The sequence below is a fragment of the Plantactinospora sp. GCM10030261 genome (assembly GCF_042666615.1).
Classification (GTDB): Bacteria; Actinomycetota; Actinomycetes; order Mycobacteriales; family Micromonosporaceae; genus KBS50.
Window position 1 is genome coordinate 146,690 of the sequence record NZ_JBHTDD010000013.1, and the last position, 23,078, is coordinate 169,767.

The window sequence follows — 23,078 nt, forward strand, 5'->3', positions numbered from 1 at the left end:
GCACCGAGCGAAGCGAGGGCCATGAGCGCATGCCCAGCCAGCACAGCATGAGCGAACGCACCGAGCGAAGCGAGGGCCATGAGCGCATGCCCAGCCGACACGGCATGAGTCAGTTTCCCGAAGGGTTCGTCTGGGGCGCGGCCACCGCCGCGTACCAGATCGAGGGCGCGGTTGACGCGGACGGTCGCGGTCCGTCCATCTGGGACACGTTCAGCCGTACGCCGGGAGCCGTCGACGGTGGTCACACCGGTGACCACGCCTGCGACCACTATCACCGCTACCGCGACGACGTGGCGCTGATGGCCGACCTCGGCCTGCGGGCGTACCGGTTCTCGGTCGCCTGGCCCCGGGTCCGGCCCGGCGGCGTCGGGCCGACCAATCAACGCGGACTCGACTTCTACGACCGGCTCGTCGACGAACTGCGCTCCCACGGCATCACCCCGATGCCCACCCTCTATCACTGGGACCTGCCGCAGGCGCTGGAGGACCGTGGTGGTTGGACCAACCGGGCCACCGCCGAGGCGTTCGCCGAGTACGCCACCGCCGTGCACGACCGGCTCGGCGACCGGGTCGACAAGTGGGTGACCCTCAACGAGCCGTGGTGTTCGGCGTACCTCGGCTACGGCAGCGGCATCCACGCGCCCGGCCGCACGGATCCGGCCGCGGCCTTCACCGCCGTCCACCACCTGCTGCTCGCGCACGGCCTTGGCACCCAGGCGCTGCGCGCGGGTGGCGCGCGCAACGTCGGGCTGGTGGTCAATCCCGTCGCGGTACGGCCGGCCGACCCGGACAGCGCCGCCGACGCCGAAGCGGTGCGTCTCGTCGACGGACTGCACAACCGGATCTTCCTGGATCCGGTGTTCGGCAACGGATACCCGCCCGATGTGCTGGCGCACCTCGGTCGATTCGGCGAGCCGACCTGGCTGGCCGAGACCGACGAGAAGACCATCGCCGCGCCGATCGACCTGCTCGGCGTCAACTACTACAACCCGACGTACGTGGCCGCGCGACCTGGCGCACCGGGTGGTGGCGGCACCTACCCGGGCACCGAGGGCATCGAGTTCCGACCGGCGGCCGGGCCGACCACCGCGATGGGTTGGGAGATCGATCCGACGGGGTTGGGTGACCTGCTCCGTCGGCTGCATCGCGACTACCCGGGCGTCCCGCTCTGGGTCACCGAGAACGGCGCCGCCTTCGAAGACCGGATGGTGGCCGGCCGCATCGTCGACGCCGCTCGCATTTCCTACCTGGACGGTCATCTGCGGGCCGTGCACGGTGCGCTGGCCGACGGGGCCGACGTGCGCGGCTACCTGGTCTGGTCGCTGCTGGACAACTTCGAGTGGGCGTGGGGATACGACAAGAGGTTCGGCCTGGTGCACGTCGACTACCGCACGCAGCTCCGGACGCCGAAGGACAGCGCGCACTGGTACCGGTCCGTCATTGCCCGGAACGCGCTGCCGGAAGCCGGAGGTGGCCGGTAGCCGTCGCCTCCCCGCTGTGGGGCACGTCTCTTAACGCAGACTTCCTACATGTAGCCGACCTTCCTATACTACTTTCGTAGTGATAGGCGATCATCGTCTGTCCTTACCGGAAGGAGGCCGCACATGCGCCGCGACTTCGAGTGGAGCTGATAAGCCGGGGGATGGCCGAGGGGGCGGAGAGTCGTACCCCGCTCTCCGCCCCCTCACCGCGTTCAGACGGACGGCTCGCACCAGTAGACGCGCCGGCGATGGACATCGTGTGCCACGCTGACCAGGTGCCGAGCATCGACAAGCGACTCGGAGGCCCCGGCGACGAGCGGCGCTTCTTCGAGACCAGACCGCCGGACGCCCCGGCATCCCGGGTCGCACCGAAGGCGGTGCCGGTTCTCGATGTCACGGCGCCGTCGCTCGGCCTGGTCAGCGCGTCCGGCCTGGCGCGGTTCTTTCCCGCGCACACCATCCACACCGTCCGCGCCACGGCCGTGGTGGACGGCGACGACTGCCACCTCACGCAGATCGATCACTACCATGTCGAGCGGGTCGAACTGCCTCTCGACCAGGTGATCCGGGACGACGACGTTCGGGACGCCCTGCGCGAGTTGCTGATCGCGCCCGACGACCGACAGCGGATCGCCGCGTTCCAGGATTCCCTGTCCCGGGTGGTCGGCACGCCGGACGAGCGAGGGCCGACCGAGGTGAGCATGCCGGTCCGGGCGAACCGACTGGTCGCCGCGAGCGACACCGGCACCCTGGTGCGTGCGGACGGGTCGTCGACCACGCTCACCAACGAGTACGTCGTCAACCGGACCGAGTTGCCGGCGGCGAAAGTCCTGGCCCACGACGCCGACCTCGTCAGGCTCTTCGCGCACGCCATCCTTGAGCCGACGCCGGGCGCGCGTACCGCCGAGCTGCTGCGGGCGGTATTGACGGCCTGCGGTCGCATCGAGGAGTTGGCGCTGCTCGACCACGCCACGGACCTGCCCCGGCGGCCGACCATCCTGTTCAGCCTGTTCGGGGCCGCCCGGGTCACCGACGCGGCCACCGTGATGGTGGGCAGGGGAAACACCCACGAGATCCGCACCCGGGTCGACCGGGCGGTGCCGCGAAGGCAGGACATCCTCGCCGATCTGAGCGATCTGCACGAGTTCGCTGCCCCGGTCATCGGTCGACAGACCTGGCTCGATCCGCTGGACATGATGCCGGAACCGCCGGAGGCGCCCGACGTGCCGGAACCGGAACCGCCAGAGGTGCCGGAGCCGCCGGCCCGGCGGTGGGCGGAGCGCTTCGTGACCAGCCCGGTCAAGGACCATCCCGGCATCGACTGGGTGGATTTCAACGACCTGTGATGGCCCCGCTGATCCGCTGGTCACTCGATGAGGAGGAACGGATGCGACGTCACACCTGGTTCGCGATCCTCGTGCTGGCGCTGGCCCTGGCCGGTGCCATCGCCTTCCTCGCCCGGCAGGGGCTCGAACGAGCCGACCGGTACGCGAGCGTGGCCGCGTTCCTGCTGGCGTTGCTGGTCGCCGGCGGGACGATCGTGGCGGCGCTGTCGCGCCGGTCGGCACCGCGAACCGACGACGCCGGCCGTCGCGAACCGCGATGGTCGTTCCATCCACTGCTGGCCTGGCGGACCGGCACCATTGTCAAGGGCGGCGAGGGGGACACCCACACGGTGATCAACATGAACCACCCGAAACGCCGAGAAAAGTGAGCCACATCACACTATTACGATGGGGTGGCTGTCGAATCGCCGGCCGGCCGACCGTCGGCTCGGTGAGGACCGGCACTGGGCCGGACCAGCCGACGAAAGGCACGACGATGCGACTCACCCTGACCAACTTCATCACCCTCGACGGCGTCACCCAGTCCCCCGGCGCGCCCGAGGAAGACCCGAGCGGCGGCTTCAACCTGGGCGGTTGGCTGCCGGCGCACTTCGACGAGGCCGTCGGCGGGTTCGTCAGCGAGATCTTCGGGCGGGCCGACGCCTTCCTGCTCGGCCGGCACACGTACGACCTGATGGCCGCCTGGTGGCCCCAGGTGACCGACCCGGCGGATCCGGTCGCGACGGCGCTCAACGGGCTGCCGAAGCACGTGGCCACCAGCCGCACCGACGAGCTGACCTGGTCGGGCGCGCGACGCCTGGACGGAGACGTGGTAAAGGCGGTCACCGAGCTCAAGAACCAGCCCGGCCGCGAGCTACAGATCCACGGCAGCAGCGCGCTCGCCCGGTCGCTGATGGCGGACGGCCTGATCGACGCGTACCACCTGTTGGTCTTCCCGGTGGTGCTGGGCCGCGGCCGGCGGCTGTTCGCCGATGGCGTGCCGCCCGCCGGACTCAAGCTGGTGGACAACCGGACCACCGGCAGCGGAGTGGCGCTGATGACCTACGAGAACGCCGGCGCGCCGGTCCTCGGCACCATCGTGGAATGAGCCGGCAGCAGCCGTGATCTCGGCGTCGGAACCGAGCCGGCCCTTAACGTGGGCCCGCCTGGGCGGTTATACCTCTGAGGCATCGAAATGCCTCAGAGGTATACGCGTGCCCTATCCGTTGTGCTTCTGCTGGCAGGGCACGCAGTAGCGGGCGTGCGGCAGCACCTCGAGCCGTTCGGGCGGGATCTGGGCGTCACAACGCTCACAGCGACCGTACCGACCCTCGGCGATCCGCCGCAGGGCGCCGGTGATCCGTTCGACACTGTGCCGGGTGGCCGCCAGCAGCGCCGCCTGGGTGTGCGCCTCGCCCGGGTCACCGGTGTCCGCGGTGAGTTCCGTGAGTTCCTTGAGCCGGGCGGTCTGGACCGCGAGGTCCTGCTCCAGCGACGCCCGCAGGTCGGCGAGCCAACCCTGGGCGGCGGAGTTCGTGTCTACTGTCATGTTCCTGTCCTGTGCTCGTCAGAGGGATAAAGAAAAAGGGCCGAAGCTGTGAAGCTTCGCCCTGGCGGTCGTTCCTGGAATGGAGGTGCCCGCCGGTGGACCGCGACCGGCGGGTGCCGGGTTACGGCGACCGGCGGGTGCCGGGTTACGGCGACCGGCGGGTGCCGGGTTCGGCAGCCCGTGGGCAGGCCGAATCGCCGTCACGTTCGTGACGGCAGGCAGGCGGAACCTCACCATCGGCATCCGCCCACCATAGGCCGAGCACGGCGGGGAAGCCACCTCGAAAGAGTTCGATATCCTGCCAGTCCGCCGCTGTCCTCCGCACGCCCTGCGCCGGCAACCGCTCGCCGTGGCCCCGGGCGGCCGGTCATTCCGGGCTCCCGACGGGGGCGCCGCCGTACCCGATCTCGTTGCCTTCGGGGTCGGTGTACGTGGCTTTCCGTACGCCGTTCGAGTAGGTCTCCCGCTTCGCCGGCTCCAGGCCCCGGCGGGCGATCGCGGTCACGATGGCGTCCAGATCGTCAACGAAGACGGTGTGCCGGGCGTGACCGGCGTGCTCGGGGAGCTGTTCGATGTACAGGTACCGGTGTTCGGCGAGTTCCCACACCGCCTCCGTGTCATGGGGGATGAATGACGGTGGCTGGCCGAGCAGCTTCTCGTACCAGCTCAGGGCAGCGGAGTAGTCGGTGACCGGTATTCCGGCGAACAGGTCAACAGCCATGTCGGCATGCTAGTGAGGCGGTACGTCAATGTCGGGAGGCCGCAGCGTCCTGTCGCGGCGAGCCGCGGCCGTCGTCGGGTGGCGCGAGGACCGACCGCGGCCCGATGCGGGGTATCAGTGCCGGCTCAGCCCGCCGGGACGGGTCGGGCAGCGATCGCGGCAAGCTGCTCCACAGTGAGCATCGGCGACTCGGCACCGGCGCGTGGTGCGGCCGGTTCCGGGCAAATCTGAGCGCTCACCTCGAAGCCGGCACCGAACCGACTGGCGAAGAAGCAACGAGACACCGTCCCACCCACACCGGCACCGGCCGGGACACGTTCCGTATGGGTCCGGATCGGTTCGTCACCGACAAACACCGTCCGGCAATCCTCCGGCCCGCTCCCCGTACGCTGGCTCGACATGCCGGGGGGCGCCGGGCGCCGCGCACACAGGTCACCGGTCGGCGGCGCGGCGGTTCGACGAATCGGGTCGGCGGCCGCCGTGGAGTCCGTGATCGAGATTTGTAGATCATCGATCTGTTCGGAGCCGTACAGCTTGGCCTCAAGCTGGACGAGCCGGACCCCCTCAAGTCCCTGCCCGGGCCGCAGGCTCCCCACGTCCGCGACGGTCGCGGCCTTGTCCCCGACGCGGAGCAGGTAGCCGGACGGTATCGCCGAACTCACCGCGTCCAGCAGGTCCGAACCGTCGTTGACCCGTACGGCGGAATCGGCCGGGCTCGCCGCGACCAGTCCCTCGGTGGCGGCCCCGTCGTCCGCGGGCGAACCGGTGATGGCCGGCACGGCGGCGAGCGTCGCGACCACGACGGCCGCCGCCGTCACGGCACCCGACGCCCCGAGCCGGACCCGATGCGCACGCTGGCTGCGCCGTGCGGCGGCGAGCGTCTCGGCGGGTGGCGTCATCGGCGGATTCGGCGCGCTCAGCAGGTCGTGGAACATCTCCCTGGCTTCCATCACCGGAGTCCCTCCAGCAGTCTTCGGTCTTGATTGGCGTCATCGGTGTCGAGGGCGGCCCGTAACCGGTTCAGACCCCGGGCGCTCAGGCTCTTGACCGTCCCGGTGGCCAGCCCGAGCAGTTCGGCCACCTGCTGCACCGGCAGGTCCTCCCAGAAGCGCAGCACCAGCACCGCCCGCTGCCGCGCCGGTAGCGCCAGGAGGGCAGCCCGCAGCACCATCCGGCTCTCGACGTCGACCGCGTCGACGGCGTAGTCCAGTTCGGGGCTGTCGTGGCCGGTGATGTGTTCGCGCCGCCACGGCCGCCGCCGTTCGTCCAGGAACGCGCGTAACAACACCTTCCGCGCGTACGCGTCAAGCACCTCGCGGTGCGCGATCCGGCGCCAGTTGCGGTACAGCTTGGCGAAGGTGATCTGGGTCAGATCCTCAGCCTGATGCCAGTCACCACACAGCAGGTATGCGGTGGCTCTCAGCCGGCTCCCGCGAGCCACGTAGTACTCCGTGAATTCGCGGTCGCGATCGTCAGGACCACCGAACAGGCTTCTCCTCACATCGCTCCCTCCCTCTCGTCAGGAGACACGGAGCGGGCGCGCCGGCAGGTTCCACAAGTGGAGCAGAATCATCGGAGCGGAAAGACGACGTCGAACGGGCCAGTAATCCGGATCGGCTCCTGGCGCGGCCCGGCACCGACGGTCCACACCAGCTCGGGTAGGTGTAGGCGAAGCGCTACGGCGCCAGGATGCAGCGGTACGGCACACCTCAGCGTCGCCTCGGTCCGGAACTCGTCCGACCGGCCCCCGGCGTTGCGCGTCGGATACTGGTTGCCGCGGTCGTCGACGGCTCGGAGCGCGTCGACGTCGATCCCGTCGTACCAGGATGCGTCGCCGGGCAGCCTAGCCGGCCGTGGCGGTCGCCGATGACGTCTCGGTCTTCGGTGGGACGACCGGATCGAGCCGAGCTTTCCGGTCACGGTGAGCGTTCGACCGGTCAGCGGAATGTCAGACCGGTCCGGACAATGGAGGGAGATCGAACCGGGGAGGGCGTGCCGTGCTGAGGTTCTACTGGCAACGGATGCGCAGCCGGCTGTCCCGTCCGGAGGCGCTCGCCGTGCGCGACCGGATCATCGAGGAGATCGCGGCCCGCCGGCACCCGGAGCCGCAGGCGCCCGGCTACTCGCTCCGGATGGAGTGGCGGGACAGGTCGCACGGCCTGCATGGCTTCTTCCCGAGGCTGGAGCACGCGGTGCGCAGTCGCGACCACGCCTGGAACGGCTATGTCGGCATCGGGCGGCTGCCCACGCCCCATCCCATCCAGATCATCGTGGTGGCGGCGACGTACGAGCAGGTGTGGTCGCACCGCGACCGGCAACGGTGCTGGCTGACCGACTGCCCGGCGGTCGACGCGGCCCCGACTCCGGCGCCGGAGGGCTGACTACCGGAGGGCCGTCCACCGGGCCGTCCGACGCCAGGCTGGCTGGCGTCGGACGGCCGCGTCCCGGTCAGGAGGCGGCGCAGCTCAGGTCGGTCGGGGCGGTGCCGGCTCCGGTGCCGGTGCCGGTGCCGGTAAAGCCAACGGTGGTGGTGGCGCCCGGCGCCAGCGCGCCGTTGTGCGGCACGTTCGTCACGGTGTTACGCCCGCCGGAGGTGGTCAGGGTGCCGTTCCACAGCGACCCGATGGCCGTGCCGGTCGGATTGGTCCAGGTGAGTCGCCAACCGGCGACCGCGTTGGGTCCGGTGTTCTTCACCTCGATCTGGCCCTGGAAGCCTCCCGGCCAGGAACTGACCAGGGTGTACGTCGCCGTACAGCCCTGATCCTCCCCGCCGCCGCCGGTCGGTGTGGTGACGGTCAGCCCCGGCGAGGCCACCGAGACGTTGCCGGCGGCGTCCCGGGCCCGGACCGTGAACGTGTACGTCGTGCTCGGGGTGAGTGAACCAGCCCGGAAGGTGGTGCCGGAGACGGTGCCCACCACCGCCGCCGGGCCGCTGCCGGTCGCCCGGAGCACGTCGTACGAGGTGACGCCGACGTTGTCGCTGGCAGCAGCCCAGCTGAGGGTGACGGCGGTGGCGGTGAGGTCGCTGGCCACGGGACGGCCCGGTGCGGTCGGGGTGGTCGTGTCGTTCTCGCCACCGCCGGCGTACCGCTCGGTGAGGTTGATGCCGGTGGTGGAGTTGGCCCCACCCAGACGCACCTGGTGGTCGAGGCTGACGAACTTGCCGTTGTGCTGCCAGAGCACCGGCTTGAGGATCCGGGTGTACTTCGCCTCGTCCCAGGTTTGCCAGTCGTCGAGCAGCAGGCCACCGGTGTCACCCGAGTTGGGGTTCAGGCACCAGAACGTGTGGTGGATCTTGTAGTCGTTCATGAGGTCGCGCAGCGCCTCCAGCCACTTGTCCTGCCGGGCGTCCTGGCCGAGGCGGCCACCCCACTCGCCGACCAGCAGCGGCGCGGTGTTCTCCTCGTGGAGGTAGAGCCAGTTGGGCCGCCACACGTCGTTGGCGAGGGTGTCCTTGTCGAAGTCCTTCTGGAACCAGGGCTGCTCGAAGACCAGCGGACCGTAGTCGTGCGGTGAGTAGACAAGCTGGTCCTGGTTCGCGCCCAGGTCGACCGGATGGTCGCGGACGCCGCGCAGGTTGCCGCCCCACCAGTTGTAGAAGTAGTTGGGGCTGCGGTCCGGGTCCGTGTTCGGCGACTGCCACGTCTCCCCCGGGCGGGGATAGACCTCGATGCCCTCGCAGAGGATGAGCAGGTTGGGGTTGATGGCCAGGATCCGACGGCCGGCGGTCTGGCAGGCGTACTTGAAGTTGTCCTGGTCTGTGCTGCCGTCCCACTTGGCCCGGGGCGCGCTGTCCGGCGTGCCGTGCGGTTCGTTCTTGATGTCCATCGCGACGATGGTGTCGTTGGTGCGGTACCGGTTGGTCACCCATTCCCAACCCTGGTAGAACTGCTCGGACGTGATGGTGCCCTTCCACCACACCGGATAGACGTGCCCGGAGTTGTCCGCCTCGGCGCTGTGCACGTCGAGCATCACCTTCAGTCCGTACTCCGCGCACAGGCCGAGCCAGTGGTCGAAGACCTGCAGGTTGTTCAGGCCGGCGAGTTCCGGATTGACGTACGTGTTGACGTTCGGCGTCACCGCCTGGCCGGCCTTCCACTCCAGCAGAAGCTGGGTGGAGATCGGCACCCGGACGGTGTTGATGCCACGCTCGGCCATCTGCCGGGTGATGGTCCTGATGTTGGCCGACCACAGCCCGTGGAACACCCGTTCGCTGGCGTTGAAGCCGAACCAGTTGACGCCGGTGAGCCAGACCTGGTTGCCGGCCGCGTCGACGATCTTGTTGCCGTCGGTGTGCAGCCAGTCGTCGTTCGGGGCGGCGGCGACGGCGGTCGATCCGGTGACCGACGACCCGGCCGACGCCGGACCATCGGCCGGCGCGGCCGTGCGGGCTGACCCGGCGGGTGCGCTGGCCGGAGGTGTTCGGGCCGCGGAGTCGGGGCCGGCGGCGTCGGCGGCCGCGACCGGGGCGACGGCGGTCATCCCGAGGACGGCGCAGGCCGCCATGCCGGCGACCCGCATTCTCGACAACACACGCATCGAGGTGCTCCTCTGCAAATGGTGGCGTGGGGTACGCGACGGCCGACGTACTCGGCGTCGCTATGGGAGCGCTTCCATCGACAGACTACGACGCGTCATGGCCGGAGGGGAAGCATCGACGCGAGGCGGTGGACCACCGAGCGGATCGATCTTTGATAGCGTCAGCGGCACGTGACCGACCCGAGGAGGTGAGACCCATTACCGCAACAGCAGGGTGGGCGCTCCCCTCCGGCACGCACGTACGGTCCCGCTGACCGGGACGCCCCGAGGCGTCCCGACGGCATCACCCACCGCGTCGTCGGACACATCACCCACGTGCCCCAACCGTCCACACCGGACGTGGCATCGGCAGTGGCCACCCTGCGCCGAATCCGAAGCGACGAAGGGATCCAGCCATGCCCACCTACTCCGGCTCAGACGGGGCCACGCTGCACTACGAAGACCGGCCCGCCACGGCGGGCGACGACCGCCTGCCCGGCGCGGGCAACGACGACGGGCACCACCACCTGGGTACGCCGATCATCGTCCTCGCCGGCGGCGCCGCGCTGCACCCCGACTACCTCGGCGACCTGGCCGGGCTTGGCGGCAGTCATCACCTGATCGTGCCGCACCTGCGCGGCGTGGGAAGCACTCCACTCCCGACGGATGCCGAGGTGGCCTCGTACTGGCGGCAGGCCGAGGACATCGAACGGCTGCGCACCCACCTCGGGCTGGACCGGGTCCTGCTGCTCGGTCACTCGGCCGGCACCCGGCTGGCGATCGCCTACGCGGCCCGGTTCCCGGATCGCGTCGGCGGCCTGGTGCTTGTCACTCCGCCCGCCGCCTACCTGGTCGACGAGCCCGCCGACACCCAGCCGATGATCGACCGCAGGCGTGGCGAGCCGGCGTTCGATGATGCCGTCGCCGCCCGGGACGCCGGACCCGAGGTGCTGGACGACGCCGGGTTCAACGCCTGGCAGCAACGGACGTCCCCGCTCGCCTACGCGTCCTGGGGCGACGCCGAGCAGGCGCACGCGTCCGCGTTCCGGTACAGCTTCGCGGCCGCCCGGGCGTACTTCAGCGTCGACCCGCCGTCGGACCTCGCGGCCCACCTCGCCGCGGTCACCGCTCCCGTCCTGGTCATCGCGGGAGCGGCGGACTGCAGCGTGGGAGTTGCCCCGGTGCGGGCCCTGGCCACGCTCTTCCCGGCCGCCGACACAGTGGTGATCGACAAGTGCGGGCACTTCCCGTGGGTGGAGCTGCCGGCGCCGTTCCGGGCGGCCGTCGACGCCTTCCTCGACGCGCTGCCCCGGCTTAGCTGAATGTGGAATGGTTGGGGGATGGCTCCCCCCAACCATTCCCCTGTCGACTGGCCGCAGTTCACGGAGCCGAGCTGGCAACGTCCGATGCGGCTGTGCCACGCAGGCAATCAACGGCTCCTAGCCGTCAGGGCGCGTACGGCGTCCGGAGCTTGTCGGTCTGCCAGCCGGCCCGGCGGGCCCCGGCCTGGTACGCGCTCTCCAGGAAGTCGAGCACCGTGCCGCGCGGGTCGGCGGCGGCGCGGGCGTCGTCGTAGCGCAGCAACGCGAGGTGCGCGCCCCGGCTCGGCACCCAGCGCGCCGCCGCCGGCCGCAGCGGCTCCTCGGTCAGCCCGTCCGGCTCGGGTGCGGTGTACGAGTAGAACGCGGGTTCGGCGATGTTGTCGTCGCCGAACCAGAACCCGGCACTGATCACCTCGTGCGAGTACGCCTCCCGGGTCACCGGGTCGACGGTGTCCGGCTGCGGCGTCTCCCGACCGGAGAACCGGGTGACCGCGATGTCGAACGTGTGCCAGAAGTGGTGCACCGGGCTCGCCTTGGCGTTGCATCGGCCCGCGTACTCCTCCAGCAGCAGCGCCACCTGGCTGAGCACCTGCCAGTACCGGTTCACCCAGAACGGGTCGTACGACCGGTGTGCGGTGTCCTCGGCGAACGGCACCTCGTCGGTCAGGTCGAACGGCTTCGCCAGGATGCGCGCCTCGATCCCGAACTGCCCGAGCGCGGCGAACAGCTTCTCGTGGAAGGCGGCGACGGACAGCCCTGGCAACCCGAACGACACCGTGTCACCGGCGAGCGTGTTTACCACGAGCCGGTGGTCGACGAAGTCGAAGTCGATGGCGAATCCCGGGTCCCAGCCCATCGGCCGGGTGGTGATGCCCCGACCGGTCAGGTGGAACGGCACGTGCCACCAGTGGTTACGCGGCGGCGCCACGGCCAGCCGCACCTTGCCCACGATCTGTGTGAACCGGTGCAGCGTCTCCTTCGAATCGGCCCACTCGGACAGCGGGATCGGCGGGAACAGGTGTGTCATCTGGCCTCCTCCGACGGATGGATTCCGTCACATCCGATCCTGCCACCGCCCGCGCTGGTTAGCCCGGCACCCGGGCCAGCAGCATGTCGGCCGGTCCGAACCCGACCCGACCGTAGAAGGGCCGGGAGGCTTCGCTCGGGCTGAGCACCACCCGAGCGAAGCCCTCGGCGTCCGTGTACGCCAGCAGCGCCGTCACCAGTTTCGCCCCGACCCCCGCGTTGCGGTGCTCTTCCAGCACGAACGCGTTGCCCAGGTAACCCCACCGGCTCGACTCCCGACCCGGCCGCGGCATCCGGGTGAACGCCACCAGGTTCACCATGCCGACCGGCCGGGCATCGATCTCCGCGAGCCAGAACAACCGGGTCGGCGCCTCGGCCGCGTACCAGGCCGCGAAGCGGTCGGCGAACTCCGGGTCCGCGACCGGACCGACCGTCTCCTCCGTCCAGGCCCGCCGCAGGTCCGCCAGCGCCGGTACGTCGCCGGCAGCCGCCCGCCGGACCGTCACCGTCTCCACCATGTCCGTCATCGCAGTCCCTTCCCCAGCCCGGGACACGATGCCGGAGCCGGGTGGCATCCGCCAGCCGGTTACCGGGGTCGCAGGTCGGTGCGGGCCGCGCCGGTGCTGCGATCGAGCGGGACGGAGACGTGTTGGTGGATCAACCACCACCGGCCGTCGCGCCGCTGGAACACCCGGGTGCCGCGGGACCAGTTGTCGACCGGCTCGCCCCCGGCCGGCACGACCCGGACGTGGTTGAGACCCCAGCTCACCGCCAGGTCCCCCTGGACGAGGACCCGCAGGTCGGGCGTGTCGAAGGTGACGGCCGCGCCGCCGGCGTCGAGGTTGCGCGCACACACCTCACGGACCGTCTCGGCCCCGACGTACTCTAGCGGAGCCTCGTGCTCGTAGGAGACGACATCGTCGGCGATCACGGACATCAGCCCGTCCAGGTCCTTCGCCGCCGCGGCGGCGGACCACCGCTCGTGCACCCCGAGCACCTCCCGTTCGGCCGCGCCGGAATCGCCGGCCACGCCGGGACCGTCAGCCGTGCCGGAATCCCCGGCCGGATCCTCGTCGACCAGCGGGAACGAGTGGTGTTCGTGGGCCACCACCCAGCGGCCGTTCTCCTTGCGCAACCCCAGCGTCAGGCGCAACCGGTTGGCGGGGTTGGCGGCGAAATCGGCCGGCGTGCCGCAGCGCAGCAACGCGTTCGCGAACGCGACGTCCACCCCGGCGGTTATCTCCAACGTCTCGATCTCGAACGACCCGCCGGACGCCTGCCAGCGGAAGAACGGCGGCCAGGTCTCCCGGTACGCGTCGATGCCCCGCACCCCCTGGTACGGCGGCGGTACGTCGTACATCACGATGTCCCGCGCGTGGTCGGCCAGGACGGTGTCGAGGTCGCCGCGGTGCACCGCCTCGGTCCAACGCTCGACAAGCGCCCGGATCTGTTTCTCGTCGTCGCTCATGGTCAACCCTTCGGTGAGTGCCGTCGGCACTACAACCCCGGCCGGGCCGGAAAGTCATCGCTCAGCGTCGCGACGCCCACCCGGTCGGCTCTGCCCGGCTGCGGGTGGACGGCCGGTCATGGCGCCAGGGTCGCCGGCAGTCCGTGTGTCGGGAAGGGCGCGTCGAGGAACGAGACCACCTCGGCGATCTCGGCGCCGCACAGCAGGAGCAGGTCGAGCCCGCCCGGGACGAAGACCCCGCGGGCGGTGTCCCACCGGTACGTGCCGACCGCGAGCTGCCCGTTCGCGAGGACCGGCACCATCCGCCACCGCTGTCGCAGCGGCCCGTCGACGAGGAAGCCCCGGATCGCGTCATGGCCCGCGTACCACTGCGTCAGCGGAGGCATCGAGTACCGCGCGTCGTGGGTCAGCGTCGCGACGATGGCGTCCACGTCGCCGGCCTCCCACGCCGCCACGTACCGGCGTACCAGTCTCCGCTGCCCGGTCTCGCCCAGTTCGGCCAACGCCCGTCGCTGGCTGGTCGCGGGCCGCAGCCCGGCCAGGGTCCGGCGGGCCCGCTGCACGCCGCTGTTCACCGCCGCCACCGTCGTCTCCAGCATCTCGGCGGCCTCCCGCGCCGGATAGCCGAGGACGTCGCAGAGCAGCAGCGCGGCGCGCTGCCGGCCGGGCAGGTGCTGCACCGCGGCCACGAACGCCAACTCCACGCTCTCCCGCGCCACGGCCCGCGCCTCCGGGCTCAGCTCCGCGGTCCAGGCCAGCGTCCGCTGTGGGTACGGCTCCAGCCACGCCCGCTCGACAAGCGGCGCACCGGGACTCAGGTCGGCGGGCAGTTCCCGTCGGCCGCGCCGTTCGATGAGGGTCAACGCCCGGTTGGTGGCGATCCGGTAGAGCCAGGGCCGGAGGGCGGCCTCGCCGTCCACCCGGTCCAGCGCCCGCCAGGCCCGGTCGAGGGTGTCCTGCACGGCGTCCTCCGCGTCGTGCACCGAGCCGAGCATCCGGTAGCAGTGCGCCCGCAGCTCGTCCTGGAGCGGACCCACCAGCCGGCCGAACGCCGCTCCGTCCCCGGCCCGGGCCGCCGCCAGCAGGTCGTCCGGGGGCACGTCCGCCGAACGCTCTCCGGTCGCCACTCCATCACCGCTCACCCGACCGAGGCTACGTCAGCGCCGACCGGAGACCCGACGGGTCGTCGTGCCGACGGTTGAGCGCACCCGGCGAGAACCGTGGTCGGTGGGGGCGAGCGGACCGGCCCGGCCCGGTGGTGCCGCACGTCCGTCCCGCCGACCATCGGAATTCGTTATCGTGGCGGATCCGGGTCCGTTTCGTCCCGGGCCGGAGGAGCCGATGACCATGCTGGACGGGGAGCGCGGCCGACGCGTGGCCGACGCGGCGGAACGCTGGGCCCGGTCGCTCGTCGACACCTCCGGCAGCAACCGTCTGCTGTTCTTCCGGCACCTGCGAGCCGGCACGCTGGACCTGGCGGGGGCCGACCAGGCGGCGGTCGGCCGGCTGCTCGCCGGGCGGTCGCAGACGCTGGGCCAGCTTTTCCCGACCCGTCGCACGGGACCCGATCGACCGACGACGTCGGCCCAGCCGGCACGCGCACGGCCGGTACCGGGCCAGTCGGCACTCGATCGACCGAGGCACCCGACAGCGATCGAGCGGCCGACGCCGGACCGGCCGGCGTTCGAGCCAGCACCCGGCGCCACGATCCACGGCGACGAGCCCGACCACGGTGGCAACGGAACCGACGAGAACGGCACCGACGGCGGGAAGCGGCAGGCGGACGCGCGGCGGCGGCTACGCACCATTCGGGCCCGGATGCGGGAGCTGGCCGAGGAACGCGGTCTGGACGCGGGCTACCTGGTCTCCGGGTTCGCCAGCTGGCCCGAGCCGGAGAGCACCGGCAACCCCGACGCGCCGGTGCTGCTGTATCCGCTGCGGATCGAGGCGCTCACCGCCACCGAGACCGATTTCAGGCTGCGGGTCGATCCCACCCCGATCGTCAACCCGGTGTTGCTGGTGAAGCTGGCCCGCGACTACCGGGTGGGGCTGACCGAGGACGAGTTGCTGTCCGAGTTGCCGGAAGGCGACATCGACCCGGGGCCCCTGCTGGACCGGCTACAGGCCGCGGCCACCGGCCGGATCGACGGGTTCCGCACCAGCCGGGCGCGCGTCATCGGCACCTTCGTCTACGAGAAGCTGCCCATGGTGCAGGACATCGAGCGCAACGCCGACCTGCTCGCCGGCAGCGACGTGGTGGCCGCGCTGGCCGGCGACGTCGCCGCCGCCACCGCGCTCGCCGCACCCGTACCGGTGCCGGTGGACGCCCCCGACTCGGTCCCGCCGGAGGACGAGTTCCTCGTGCTGGACGCCGACTCCTCCCAGAACTATGTCGTCAACGCGGTGGTGGCCGGCCAACATCTGGTGGTCAAGGGCCCGCCGGGCACCGGCAAGAGCCAGACCATCGCCAACATCATCGCCGCGCTTGCCGCCCGGGGACGCACCACCCTGTTCGTGGCCGAGAAACGGGCGGCGATCGAGGCGGTGCTGCACCGTCTCGCCTCGGTCGGCCTGGACGACCTGGTGATGAACCTGCACGGCGGCGGCACGAGCCGGCGGGAACTGGCCCAGGCCCTCGGGGGCCGGTTGCAGCGCATCGCCCAGGAACGGCAGCCCGATGTCGCCGACCTCGGCCGGCAGCTCACCGACCGGCGCGGGGAACTGGTCGGCCACCACGACGCCCTGCACCGCCGGCATCAGCCGTGGGGACTGTCCGCGTCCCAGATCCAGGAGAGCCTGCTGGCCCTCGGCCCGGCCGGGACAGGTTTCCGCTGGCAGGCGCCGACGTTGCACGGCCTCGACCCGGACACCGTCGAGGACGTGGTCGGAGCGGCTGGTGAACTGGCCCGGCTGGGTGACTTCGACGGCAGCCTGCCGGACACGCCGTGGCGGGCCGCCACCATCGCCCACCCGTCGGACGTGCCGGAGGCGCTGACGGCGGCCGGGCGGGCGGCGTACGAGGTGCTGCCGCGGGCGCGACGTGCGCTGGACGACGTACTCGCGGAGGTCGGTCTGCGCCCGCCCGCCGACCGGCGGGAGTGGCGCGACCGGATGGACCTGCTCGACGCCGTTGCCGGGACGCTGCGCCGGTTCGCGCCGGCGGTGTTCGACGGCGATCTGGACCGCTGGCTCGCGGCCACCGCGGACCGTCCGGCGCGCCGCTCGGCGACCGTGTCGCTGGGTTGGTGGCAGCGCCGCGCGGCGACCAAGGAGATCCGCGCGCTGTGGCGCGGCACCGACCGGCCCACCCGGGAGGAGCTGAACGCGGCGCTGCGACTGGCGGCGGAACAACGGGACCGGTGGCGGCGGGCGACCGCGGACGGCGGCCCACCGCGGGCGGCGGCGACCCTGCCGGCGGCCACCGCCGCGCTCGCCGACCTGGAGCGGACGCTGGCACCGGTACGCGCGGCGCTGCCCGACCTCGACGGCCCGCCGGACCGGCTGTCCACCGAGGTCGAGGCGCTCGCCGCCGACCAGCGGGGGTTGCGTCGGGTGGCCCGGCGCAACGAGCTGCGGGCGACGCTTGTGGGCTGGCACCTGACGCCGCTGCTGGGCGAGCTGGCGCAGCGGCGCGCCGGCGACGCCGAGGCAGAGCGCCTTGTCCGGTACGCCTGGCTGCACTCGATCCTCGATCACATCGCGCTCACCGACGCCCGGTACGCGGCCGCCGACCCGGACGTGCTGACCACCGCGGCCGCCGGGTTCCGCCGGGCCGATCGGGCGCACATCGCGGCGACGCCCGCGCGGATCCGCCGGGCCGCCGCCGCCCACCTGGTGGCCACTCTGGACAGATATCCGGACCAGCAGCAGCTGGTACGCCGGGAGGCCGCGAAGAAGGCCCGGCACCGGCCGGTACGGGAACTGTTCCGCGACGCGCCCGAGGTGCTCCTCGCGGTCAAGCCCTGCTGGGCGATGAGCCCGTTGTTGGTGAGCCAGGTGCTGCCGGCGCAGCGGCTGTTCGACGTCGTCGTGTTCGACGAGGCCAGCCAGGTGGAACCGGTGGACGGCATCACCTCGATCATGCGGGGACGGCAGGTCGTGGTGGCCGGGGACGAGCATCAGCTCCCGCCCACCCGGTTCTTCGCCAGCGACCACGACCCGACGGACGACGACGAGGGCGCGCTCACCGACGACGTGGAGTCACTGCTCCAGGCGTTCGCGGCCGCCCTGCCGCTGACCCAGAACAAGCACCTGGCGTGGCACTACCGCAGCCGCGACGAACGGCTCATCGCGTTCTCGAACCGGCACATCTACGCGCCGAACGGCAACGAGCTGGTCACCTTCCCCGGGGCGGCGACCGGCGACTGCATCGACCACATCCTGACCCCGCCCGCGGCGGGCGGCGGCGCCGACGCGTCCGGCACCGGCCGGATCACCGGTGCCGGTGCCGGTGGCGGTGTCGGTGGCGGTGGCACCGAGTCGGTGACGGCCGAGGTGGACCGGGTGGTGCGGCTGGTCCTCGACCACGCGACGCACCGCCCCGACGAGTCCCTCGGGGTCATCACCATGGGCCTCACCCACGCCGAGCGGGTCGACGTGGCGTTGCGGCATGCCTTGGCCGACCGGCCGGACCTCGACCCGTACTTCCGCGACCGGGCCGGCGAGCCGTTCTTCGTCAAGAGCATCGAGCGGGTGCAGGGTGACGAGCGGGACGCCATCATCCTGTCCGTCGGCTACGGCAGGACCCCGGACGGTCGGATGCTCTACCGGTTCGGACCGATCAACAACGCCGGTGGCCATCGCCGGCTCAACGTGGCGGTCACCCGGGCCCGGCGGCGGGCCACAGTGGTCAGCTCGTTCGCGGCCCGGGACCTGGATCCGGGTCGGCTGGGCGCGTTCGGGGCGAAGCTGCTGCGCGCCTACCTGGAGTACGCCGAACTGCGCGGCGAGCGGCTCGACCCGTCCTCCGCGCCGCCGCTCAACCCGTTCGAGGCCGACGTCCGGGACCGGCTCGCCGGGGCCGGAATCGCCGTCGTCCCGCAGTACGGCGCGAGTGGTTACCGGATCGACTTCGCCGTGCCGCACCCGCACCGGCCCGGTGAGATGGTCCTCGCCATCGAGGCGGACGGCGCGTCGTACCACTCCTCGCCGACGGCCCGCGACCGTGACCGGCTCCGCCAGGAGCACCTGGAACGGCTCGGCTGGCGGTTCCACCGGATCTGGTCCACCGCGTGGTTCCGGGACGCCGAAGCCGAGGTGGCCCGGGTGCGGGCCGCGTACGAGGCCGCGATCGCCGACGCGGACCACGGGTACGCGGTCCGGACCGCCACGCCCCGCCCGACCTGTCCCGACCAGGAGGACGTCTTTGTCTCCTCGCCGGACGCGGGCGGCGATGCGGGGCCGGCCTTGGCGCGGCCGGTTCGGGAGCAGCCGGCGCTGCCCGAGCCGGCGCGGGCGCTGCCGGAACAGCCGGACCGGTCGGTGCCGGACCGGGACCGGACGCTGCCGGACCGGGACCGGACGCTGCCGGACCTGGAACGGACGCTGCCGCTGCCGGACCTGGCGCCGAACCTGGAACGGACGTCGCCGGAGCCGGAACGGGCCCTGCCCCGGCCGCGGCTGTCACCGGGCTCGCCGATAACCGAGTACCACCGGTGGGAGTTGGCCGACCTGGTGCGCTGGATCGAGAGCGACGGCCGGCTGCGCACCGAAGACGAGATCCTCACTGAGGCGATCGGTGAGTTGGGCTTCCGCAAGCGCGGGTCGCGGATTGTCGCCGCCCTGCGGACCGCCATCGCCGACGCCCGCCGTCCGGAAGCCCGCTGACGCCACGCAGTCCGGGCCAGGATCGCCGGCCCCGGACCCCGGACCCTAGATCGACTCGATGTCGGCGAAGTTGGGGGGGTTGAGGCGTCCTCGACACCCCTGTTTCGCCGATATCGAGTCGATCAGTTGCCGGCCATCGGCAACCAGTCCGATGTGTCCCGATGGCGGCCGAGGCCCACCGCGTCGAACTCGTCCCGGTGACTTCCCCGTACCACTCCGAGCCGTCGGAGGATCTGGGAGATGGGGCTGCCGGCGGCCGGAAACCGCTCGTTCACGTCGACCGACAGGGGCCCCACCACCAACTCGCCGCCGTTCCACATTGCCGCCCGTTGGGTGCCGATGCCACCGAAGAAGTCGGCCTCGACGTACCCGACCGGTCCCGCCACCGACCAGGCTGCCAGCACCCGGTCGAATCCTCCGGGAACGCCCCCGAAGCCCAGCGGTGAGTCCTGGCTGCCGTCCCCCACCGAGTCGAATAGCCGATCGGTCATCGGCACCATCATCACGTCCAGCGCCAACGGCACCAGCACCGCCGTGGGCTGGCCGCGCACGGCCGACCGCAACGTGTCGGCCCGGCCGATCACCGCCTCCAGCGTGTATCCCATGGACGCCCCTACTCGTCGTCGGCCACCGGTGAGGATCATCTAACGGAATGCTGCGACGTTGCGCACCGCCCAGTCGGCGAACGCGTGTGGCGGTCGGCCGAGCACCTTCTCGACGTCGGGGCTGACCCGCCGCTCGGCCTCGCTGGGCATGCCGAGGATCGCGAGCGTGCCGTCGGCCACCGGCTCCGGCATGAAACGCAGCAGGTCCGCGCGCGCCTCGTTCCGGGTCTGCTCGACGAACCGCACCGGCTCGCCGAGCGCATCACCGATCGCCGCCGCCCGCTGCCGGGGCGAGACGAGTGCTGGACCGGTCAGCTCGTACACCTGACCAGCGTGGCCGTCCGTGGTCAGGACGGCGGCGGCGACCTCGGCGATGTCGACCGGGTCGATCATGGGAAGCCCGACATCGCCGAACGGCGCGGCGGCCGTGCGGCTGGTTCGGATCGACTCCACCCAGGCGTACGCGTTGGAGTGGAAGCCGCCCGGCCGCAGAATGGTCCACCGCAGACCGGACTGGCGGACGGCGTCCTCCAGCGTCCGAAGCGGCGCGTGCGACGGCGAATCCGGCCGCGTTCCGGCCGCCTGGGAGGACTGCAGGACGATCCGTCCGACCCCGGCGTCCCTCGCGACGGCCATGATGTCCGGCGGGCTGAGGTGCGCACCGGCTCCGGAGACGATCAGGTACATGGCGTCGGCGCCGTCGAGCACCGGCCGCAGGCTCGCCGGCTCGACGAGGTCCGCCCTAAGGTGCTGAACCCCGTCCGGAACCGGCACCTCCGGGGTTCCCCTCGACACGGCCGTAACCCGGGCACCCGCCGCCGCGAGCGCCCCCACCAGCGGCCCACCGACATTTCCGGTGGCTCCCACAACAACGATCACAACGACTCCCCTGGTCGCGTCGGTTGCCACCGGATAGGTGGCCTGGATCGCGGGACACCGGCCGGCCAAGACCCTGGCACGGTCGGCCAAGACCCTGGCACGGGTCGGCCAGGAGCCTCGCACCGGTCGGTGCACGCGACGCGAGGGAAGCTAGCATCGTGGAGATAGTAGGTACCTAGGGGAAAGTGACTATCCGAAGGGGATCGGATGAGCGCGGAAGTCAGCTGGTCGGCGGCGACCCGATCCACCGATCCCGAGTTGGCATGCCCGATCGCCCCCGTTGTGGACATCGTGTTCAGTCGCTGGACGACACCGATCCTGTGGAGCCTCCACGAGTACGGCCGGCAGCGGTTCGTCGAGCTTGAGCGGCGAATCACAAACGTCACGCCGAAGGTGCTGACCCAGCGGCTACGCCAGCTGGAACGGGACGGCTTGATCACCCGCACCTACCACCCCGAGGTTCCACCTCGGGTGGAGTACGAGATCAGCGAACTGGGCCGCAGCCTGGCACCCCTGTTCGCCACGCTTGCCGAGTGGGCCGCGACCAACCTGCCGAAGGTCGAACGGGCGCGCCACGCCCACGACGCCGGAGCTGTCCGCTGACCACTTCCCGGCAGCCGCCGACGGCGGTCGACCTCACTGACTGTGGCCGACTCCCGACAGTTACCACCGCCTGAAGCTTCTTGACTCACCGCACAGTTCACGCCAACCATAGGTAGGCCGACATCAATTGTTGGCTCGGCGGCCCGACGGGGGCGGGCCGCCATCAGCGGAGAGTCAACGGGGGATCTTTCCGCACGTCATCGCCGTGTCGCGGGGGTCATCACGCCCGCGACACGGTGCTGATCGTCGCGCGATTCCTTGCAGATCAAGACGTTTCTGGAGACGCTCATAAACCATTCTTCGCTGCCTGACCATCCGTTGTGGAATGGCAATGCAGCCGACAAACGCCGTCGCCGGCAACGACGAGATCGACCTGGGCCAGAACATCGACGGGTCCGGCTGGGCCTCAACATCGCCGATGTCATCACCGTTCACAGGCTGCGCGCCGACGAGGCCGCCGGGCCCATCGAGCCCTGATCCGTCCCACGGGGAACCCGGCCGGGCAGAGAGTTGCCCGGCCGGGGCCGGACTGCGATCGTGCACACCTCACCGGCCCTTCCTGGTGCATCCGGGGCACGGCGCCGGTGGCGACTCAGGCCGGCTGTTCGGCGAGCCGGCGCACGTCGATTTCCATGTCGTCGATGTAGCCGACGAACAGGTCGGCAAACCGACGAGCCCACTCCACGGCCTCGTCGTGCGACCGCACCTGGATCATGGCGAACCCGGCGATCAGCTCCTTGGTTTCGATGAACGGCCCATCGGTGACGGTCTTCCTGCCACCGGAGACGGTGATCCGGGAGGCGCCCTCCGAGGTGGGTCTCAACCCCTCGGCCGCCAGCAGCACCCCTGCGTTCATCGCCTCCTGGACGAAGCCGCCCATCCGTTCGACGAACTCCGGGGTCGGGTCGTAAGCGTTCGGGATCGCCTCGTCGAGCTTGTGCATGAGCATGTAGCGCATCGGTGGTCTTCCTTCCTTGGTCGTCGGAGTGTCAGATGGTCTCGGAGCGGATCCGGGCGGTCAGCGCGGACAGCCAGCCGAAGATGACCAACGCGCCGGCGGCCATCGCGATGCTGAGCGTCTCCAGGTTCGGCCAGGCGACAACGACACCGGTGGCCACCACCGGGAGCACGCTCAGCGCCACCCAGCCCGGCCGGCGCAGGCCCGCGAACCGGCGGGCGAAGATCACCGCGGCCACGGCGAGTGACCCGAAGGTGAGCATCGCTCCCACGCCGTGCCCGATGGCATGCCAGCTCATCGTCTCCGGCGCCCCCTGCGGTGCGCCGACCGGCCAGCCCATGCTCGGGTCGCTGATCATGACGCCGGCGACGATCATCCCGATTCCGGCCACGCCGATCAGACCGGCACCCCAGTGGCCGGCCCGCTGACGGCGCAAGGCCCGCCGGAGTCCAGCGGCACCGGTCAGCACCAGCAGCCCGGTGAGCACGAAGTTGGTGATCTGGATCCAGCCCCAGTCGCCGAGGGCCAGCAGGCTCAGTGGCATCCGGCTCAGGTCGAACCCGTCCCGGGTGAGTAGTTGGACCCCGGTCACGCCGAGGAACACGGGCCCCGCCGCCACCCCGCCGGTCAGCAGCCGCCTGGTCCTCTGGGTGTTCTCCTGTGCGGCGATCGCCACCGCCGGGCTCGGCATTGTGGTTGCCATCGTCTCGACCTCCTCGTCTACCGCCCCCGATGGGATCGGCTCCACTGACGCGTCGAGCGACCATCATCGGAATCGACATGCCGGTCGTAGGAAT

21 protein-coding genes are annotated in these 23,078 nt (G+C 71.2%); 8 read left to right on the top strand and 13 right to left on the bottom strand.

Annotation, left to right across the window (positions count from 1 at the left end; translation table 11 throughout):
- Window positions 1–104: 104 nt before the first annotated feature.
- The 4 genes from ACFQUZ_RS17435 to ACFQUZ_RS17450 all read left to right on the top strand — a co-directional run bounded on the left by ACFQUZ_RS17435 (window position 105) and on the right by ACFQUZ_RS17450 (window position 3,914).
- Window positions 105–1,481 carry a GH1 family beta-glucosidase gene (locus ACFQUZ_RS17435; RefSeq protein WP_377443431.1) on the top strand — a complete coding sequence of 459 codons (1,377 nt, stop codon included), beginning with the start codon at window positions 105–107 and terminating at the stop codon, window positions 1,479–1,481.
- 275 nt (window positions 1,482–1,756) lie between these two features.
- On the top strand, window positions 1,757–2,827 hold the full coding sequence (locus ACFQUZ_RS17440) for a hypothetical protein (RefSeq protein ID WP_377443337.1): 1,071 nt from the start codon (window positions 1,757–1,759) through the stop codon (window positions 2,825–2,827).
- A 41-nt stretch (window positions 2,828–2,868) separates the two neighbouring features.
- A complete protein-coding gene (locus ACFQUZ_RS17445; protein ID WP_377443339.1) occupies window positions 2,869–3,195 on the top strand; it encodes a hypothetical protein in 327 nt (108 codons plus the stop codon).
- Between the two features lie 62 nt (window positions 3,196–3,257).
- Window positions 3,258–3,914 (top strand): dihydrofolate reductase family protein, encoded by a 657-nt coding sequence (locus ACFQUZ_RS17450; RefSeq protein WP_377443341.1) that lies wholly within the window; start codon window positions 3,258–3,260, stop codon window positions 3,912–3,914.
- Between the two features lie 111 nt (window positions 3,915–4,025).
- Here the strand turns inward: ACFQUZ_RS17450 and ACFQUZ_RS17455 are convergent, their stop codons facing one another.
- From ACFQUZ_RS17455 to ACFQUZ_RS17470, 4 genes are all read right to left on the bottom strand, one after another.
- Complete coding sequence (locus tag ACFQUZ_RS17455) at window positions 4,026–4,355, bottom strand: TraR/DksA family transcriptional regulator (protein ID WP_377443343.1); 330 nt, start codon at window positions 4,353–4,355, stop codon at window positions 4,026–4,028.
- A 367-nt stretch (window positions 4,356–4,722) separates the two neighbouring features.
- A complete protein-coding gene (locus tag ACFQUZ_RS17460) occupies window positions 4,723–5,076 on the bottom strand; it encodes a VOC family protein (RefSeq protein ID WP_377443345.1) in 354 nt (117 codons plus the stop codon).
- 125 nt (window positions 5,077–5,201) lie between these two features.
- Complete coding sequence (locus ACFQUZ_RS17465; RefSeq protein ID WP_377443347.1) at window positions 5,202–6,026, bottom strand: hypothetical protein; 825 nt, start codon at window positions 6,024–6,026, stop codon at window positions 5,202–5,204.
- On the bottom strand, window positions 6,026–6,565 hold the full coding sequence (locus ACFQUZ_RS17470; protein WP_377443433.1) for a SigE family RNA polymerase sigma factor: 540 nt from the start codon (window positions 6,563–6,565) through the stop codon (window positions 6,026–6,028). The genes ACFQUZ_RS17465 and ACFQUZ_RS17470 overlap by 1 nt, the downstream gene beginning before the upstream one ends.
- Window positions 6,566–7,073: 508 nt before the next feature.
- Between ACFQUZ_RS17470 and ACFQUZ_RS17475 the strand changes: the two genes are divergently transcribed.
- The gene (locus tag ACFQUZ_RS17475; protein ID WP_377443349.1) at window positions 7,074–7,457 is read left to right on the top strand and encodes a hypothetical protein; all 384 of its coding nucleotides are present in this window, start codon (window positions 7,074–7,076) and stop codon (window positions 7,455–7,457) included.
- A 67-nt stretch (window positions 7,458–7,524) separates the two neighbouring features.
- Here ACFQUZ_RS17475 and ACFQUZ_RS17480 read toward each other — a convergent pair whose 3' ends face one another.
- Window positions 7,525–9,582 (bottom strand): cellulase family glycosylhydrolase, encoded by a 2,058-nt coding sequence (locus ACFQUZ_RS17480; protein WP_377443435.1) that lies wholly within the window; start codon window positions 9,580–9,582, stop codon window positions 7,525–7,527.
- Window positions 9,583–10,010: 428 nt separating this feature from the next.
- On the opposite strand from ACFQUZ_RS17480, the gene ACFQUZ_RS17485 reads away from it, so the two are divergent.
- Window positions 10,011–10,916 carry an alpha/beta fold hydrolase gene (locus ACFQUZ_RS17485; RefSeq protein WP_377443351.1) on the top strand — a complete coding sequence of 302 codons (906 nt, stop codon included), beginning with the start codon at window positions 10,011–10,013 and terminating at the stop codon, window positions 10,914–10,916.
- Between the two features lie 124 nt (window positions 10,917–11,040).
- Here ACFQUZ_RS17485 and ACFQUZ_RS17490 read toward each other — a convergent pair whose 3' ends face one another.
- The 4 genes from ACFQUZ_RS17490 to ACFQUZ_RS17505 form a co-directional block, all read right to left on the bottom strand.
- Window positions 11,041–11,943 carry a DUF5996 family protein gene (locus ACFQUZ_RS17490; protein ID WP_377443353.1) on the bottom strand — a complete coding sequence of 301 codons (903 nt, stop codon included), beginning with the start codon at window positions 11,941–11,943 and terminating at the stop codon, window positions 11,041–11,043.
- A gap of 58 nt (window positions 11,944–12,001) precedes the next feature.
- A complete protein-coding gene (locus ACFQUZ_RS17495; RefSeq protein ID WP_377443355.1) occupies window positions 12,002–12,469 on the bottom strand; it encodes a GNAT family N-acetyltransferase in 468 nt (155 codons plus the stop codon).
- 59 nt (window positions 12,470–12,528) lie between these two features.
- A complete protein-coding gene (locus ACFQUZ_RS17500; RefSeq protein WP_377443357.1) occupies window positions 12,529–13,410 on the bottom strand; it encodes a YybH family protein in 882 nt (293 codons plus the stop codon).
- A 116-nt stretch (window positions 13,411–13,526) separates the two neighbouring features.
- A complete protein-coding gene (locus ACFQUZ_RS17505) occupies window positions 13,527–14,492 on the bottom strand; it encodes an RNA polymerase subunit sigma-70 (protein WP_377443437.1) in 966 nt (321 codons plus the stop codon).
- 259 nt (window positions 14,493–14,751) lie between these two features.
- Here ACFQUZ_RS17505 and ACFQUZ_RS17510 point away from each other — a divergent pair, with 259 nt between their 5' ends.
- Complete coding sequence (locus ACFQUZ_RS17510; RefSeq protein WP_377443359.1) at window positions 14,752–19,236, top strand: AAA domain-containing protein; 4,485 nt, start codon at window positions 14,752–14,754, stop codon at window positions 19,234–19,236.
- Between the two features lie 122 nt (window positions 19,237–19,358).
- Here ACFQUZ_RS17510 and ACFQUZ_RS17515 read toward each other — a convergent pair whose 3' ends face one another.
- Together ACFQUZ_RS17515 and ACFQUZ_RS17520 are read right to left on the bottom strand one after the other, a co-directional pair.
- Window positions 19,359–19,841, bottom strand: a complete 483-nt coding sequence (locus tag ACFQUZ_RS17515; protein WP_377443361.1) for a hypothetical protein — start codon at window positions 19,839–19,841, stop codon at window positions 19,359–19,361.
- A gap of 39 nt (window positions 19,842–19,880) precedes the next feature.
- Window positions 19,881–20,720, bottom strand: coding sequence for an NAD(P)H-binding protein (locus ACFQUZ_RS17520; protein ID WP_377443363.1), 840 nt, complete (start codon window positions 20,718–20,720; stop codon window positions 19,881–19,883).
- Between the two features lie 207 nt (window positions 20,721–20,927).
- On the opposite strand from ACFQUZ_RS17520, the gene ACFQUZ_RS17525 reads away from it, so the two are divergent.
- A complete protein-coding gene (locus ACFQUZ_RS17525; protein ID WP_377443365.1) occupies window positions 20,928–21,323 on the top strand; it encodes a winged helix-turn-helix transcriptional regulator in 396 nt (131 codons plus the stop codon).
- 592 nt (window positions 21,324–21,915) lie between these two features.
- On the opposite strand, the gene ACFQUZ_RS17530 is transcribed toward ACFQUZ_RS17525, so the two are convergent.
- Together ACFQUZ_RS17530 and ACFQUZ_RS17535 are read right to left on the bottom strand one after the other, a co-directional pair.
- On the bottom strand, window positions 21,916–22,281 hold the full coding sequence (locus tag ACFQUZ_RS17530) for a YciI family protein (RefSeq protein WP_377443367.1): 366 nt from the start codon (window positions 22,279–22,281) through the stop codon (window positions 21,916–21,918).
- Between the two features lie 31 nt (window positions 22,282–22,312).
- Window positions 22,313–22,984 carry a DUF998 domain-containing protein gene (locus tag ACFQUZ_RS17535; RefSeq protein ID WP_377443369.1) on the bottom strand — a complete coding sequence of 224 codons (672 nt, stop codon included), beginning with the start codon at window positions 22,982–22,984 and terminating at the stop codon, window positions 22,313–22,315.
- Window positions 22,985–23,078: the final 94 nt, after the last annotated feature.

What these genes read in the sequence shown, in the direction of transcription:
- ACFQUZ_RS17525 (WP_377443365.1), top strand. Translation starts at nt 20,928, where the DNA reads ATGAGCGCGGAAGTCAGCTGGTCGGCGGCGACCCGATCCACCGATCCC.
- ACFQUZ_RS17465 (WP_377443347.1), bottom strand. Translation starts at nt 6,026, where the DNA reads ATGGAAGCCAGGGAGATGTTCCACGACCTGCTGAGCGCGCCGAATCCG.
- ACFQUZ_RS17490 (WP_377443353.1), bottom strand. Translation starts at nt 11,943, where the DNA reads ATGACACACCTGTTCCCGCCGATCCCGCTGTCCGAGTGGGCCGATTCG.
- ACFQUZ_RS17435 (WP_377443431.1), top strand. Translation starts at nt 105, where the DNA reads ATGAGTCAGTTTCCCGAAGGGTTCGTCTGGGGCGCGGCCACCGCCGCG.
- ACFQUZ_RS17455 (WP_377443343.1), bottom strand. Translation starts at nt 4,355, where the DNA reads ATGACAGTAGACACGAACTCCGCCGCCCAGGGTTGGCTCGCCGACCTG.
- ACFQUZ_RS17510 (WP_377443359.1), top strand. Translation starts at nt 14,752, where the DNA reads ATGACCATGCTGGACGGGGAGCGCGGCCGACGCGTGGCCGACGCGGCG.
- ACFQUZ_RS17460 (WP_377443345.1), bottom strand. Translation starts at nt 5,076, where the DNA reads ATGGCTGTTGACCTGTTCGCCGGAATACCGGTCACCGACTACTCCGCT.
- ACFQUZ_RS17485 (WP_377443351.1), top strand. Translation starts at nt 10,011, where the DNA reads ATGCCCACCTACTCCGGCTCAGACGGGGCCACGCTGCACTACGAAGAC.
- ACFQUZ_RS17495 (WP_377443355.1), bottom strand. Translation starts at nt 12,469, where the DNA reads ATGACGGACATGGTGGAGACGGTGACGGTCCGGCGGGCGGCTGCCGGC.
- ACFQUZ_RS17535 (WP_377443369.1), bottom strand. Translation starts at nt 22,984, where the DNA reads ATGGCAACCACAATGCCGAGCCCGGCGGTGGCGATCGCCGCACAGGAG.
- ACFQUZ_RS17530 (WP_377443367.1), bottom strand. Translation starts at nt 22,281, where the DNA reads ATGCGCTACATGCTCATGCACAAGCTCGACGAGGCGATCCCGAACGCT.
- ACFQUZ_RS17445 (WP_377443339.1), top strand. Translation starts at nt 2,869, where the DNA reads ATGCGACGTCACACCTGGTTCGCGATCCTCGTGCTGGCGCTGGCCCTG.
- ACFQUZ_RS17500 (WP_377443357.1), bottom strand. Translation starts at nt 13,410, where the DNA reads ATGAGCGACGACGAGAAACAGATCCGGGCGCTTGTCGAGCGTTGGACC.
- ACFQUZ_RS17480 (WP_377443435.1), bottom strand. Translation starts at nt 9,582, where the DNA reads ATGGCGGCCTGCGCCGTCCTCGGGATGACCGCCGTCGCCCCGGTCGCG.
- ACFQUZ_RS17515 (WP_377443361.1), bottom strand. Translation starts at nt 19,841, where the DNA reads ATGGGATACACGCTGGAGGCGGTGATCGGCCGGGCCGACACGTTGCGG.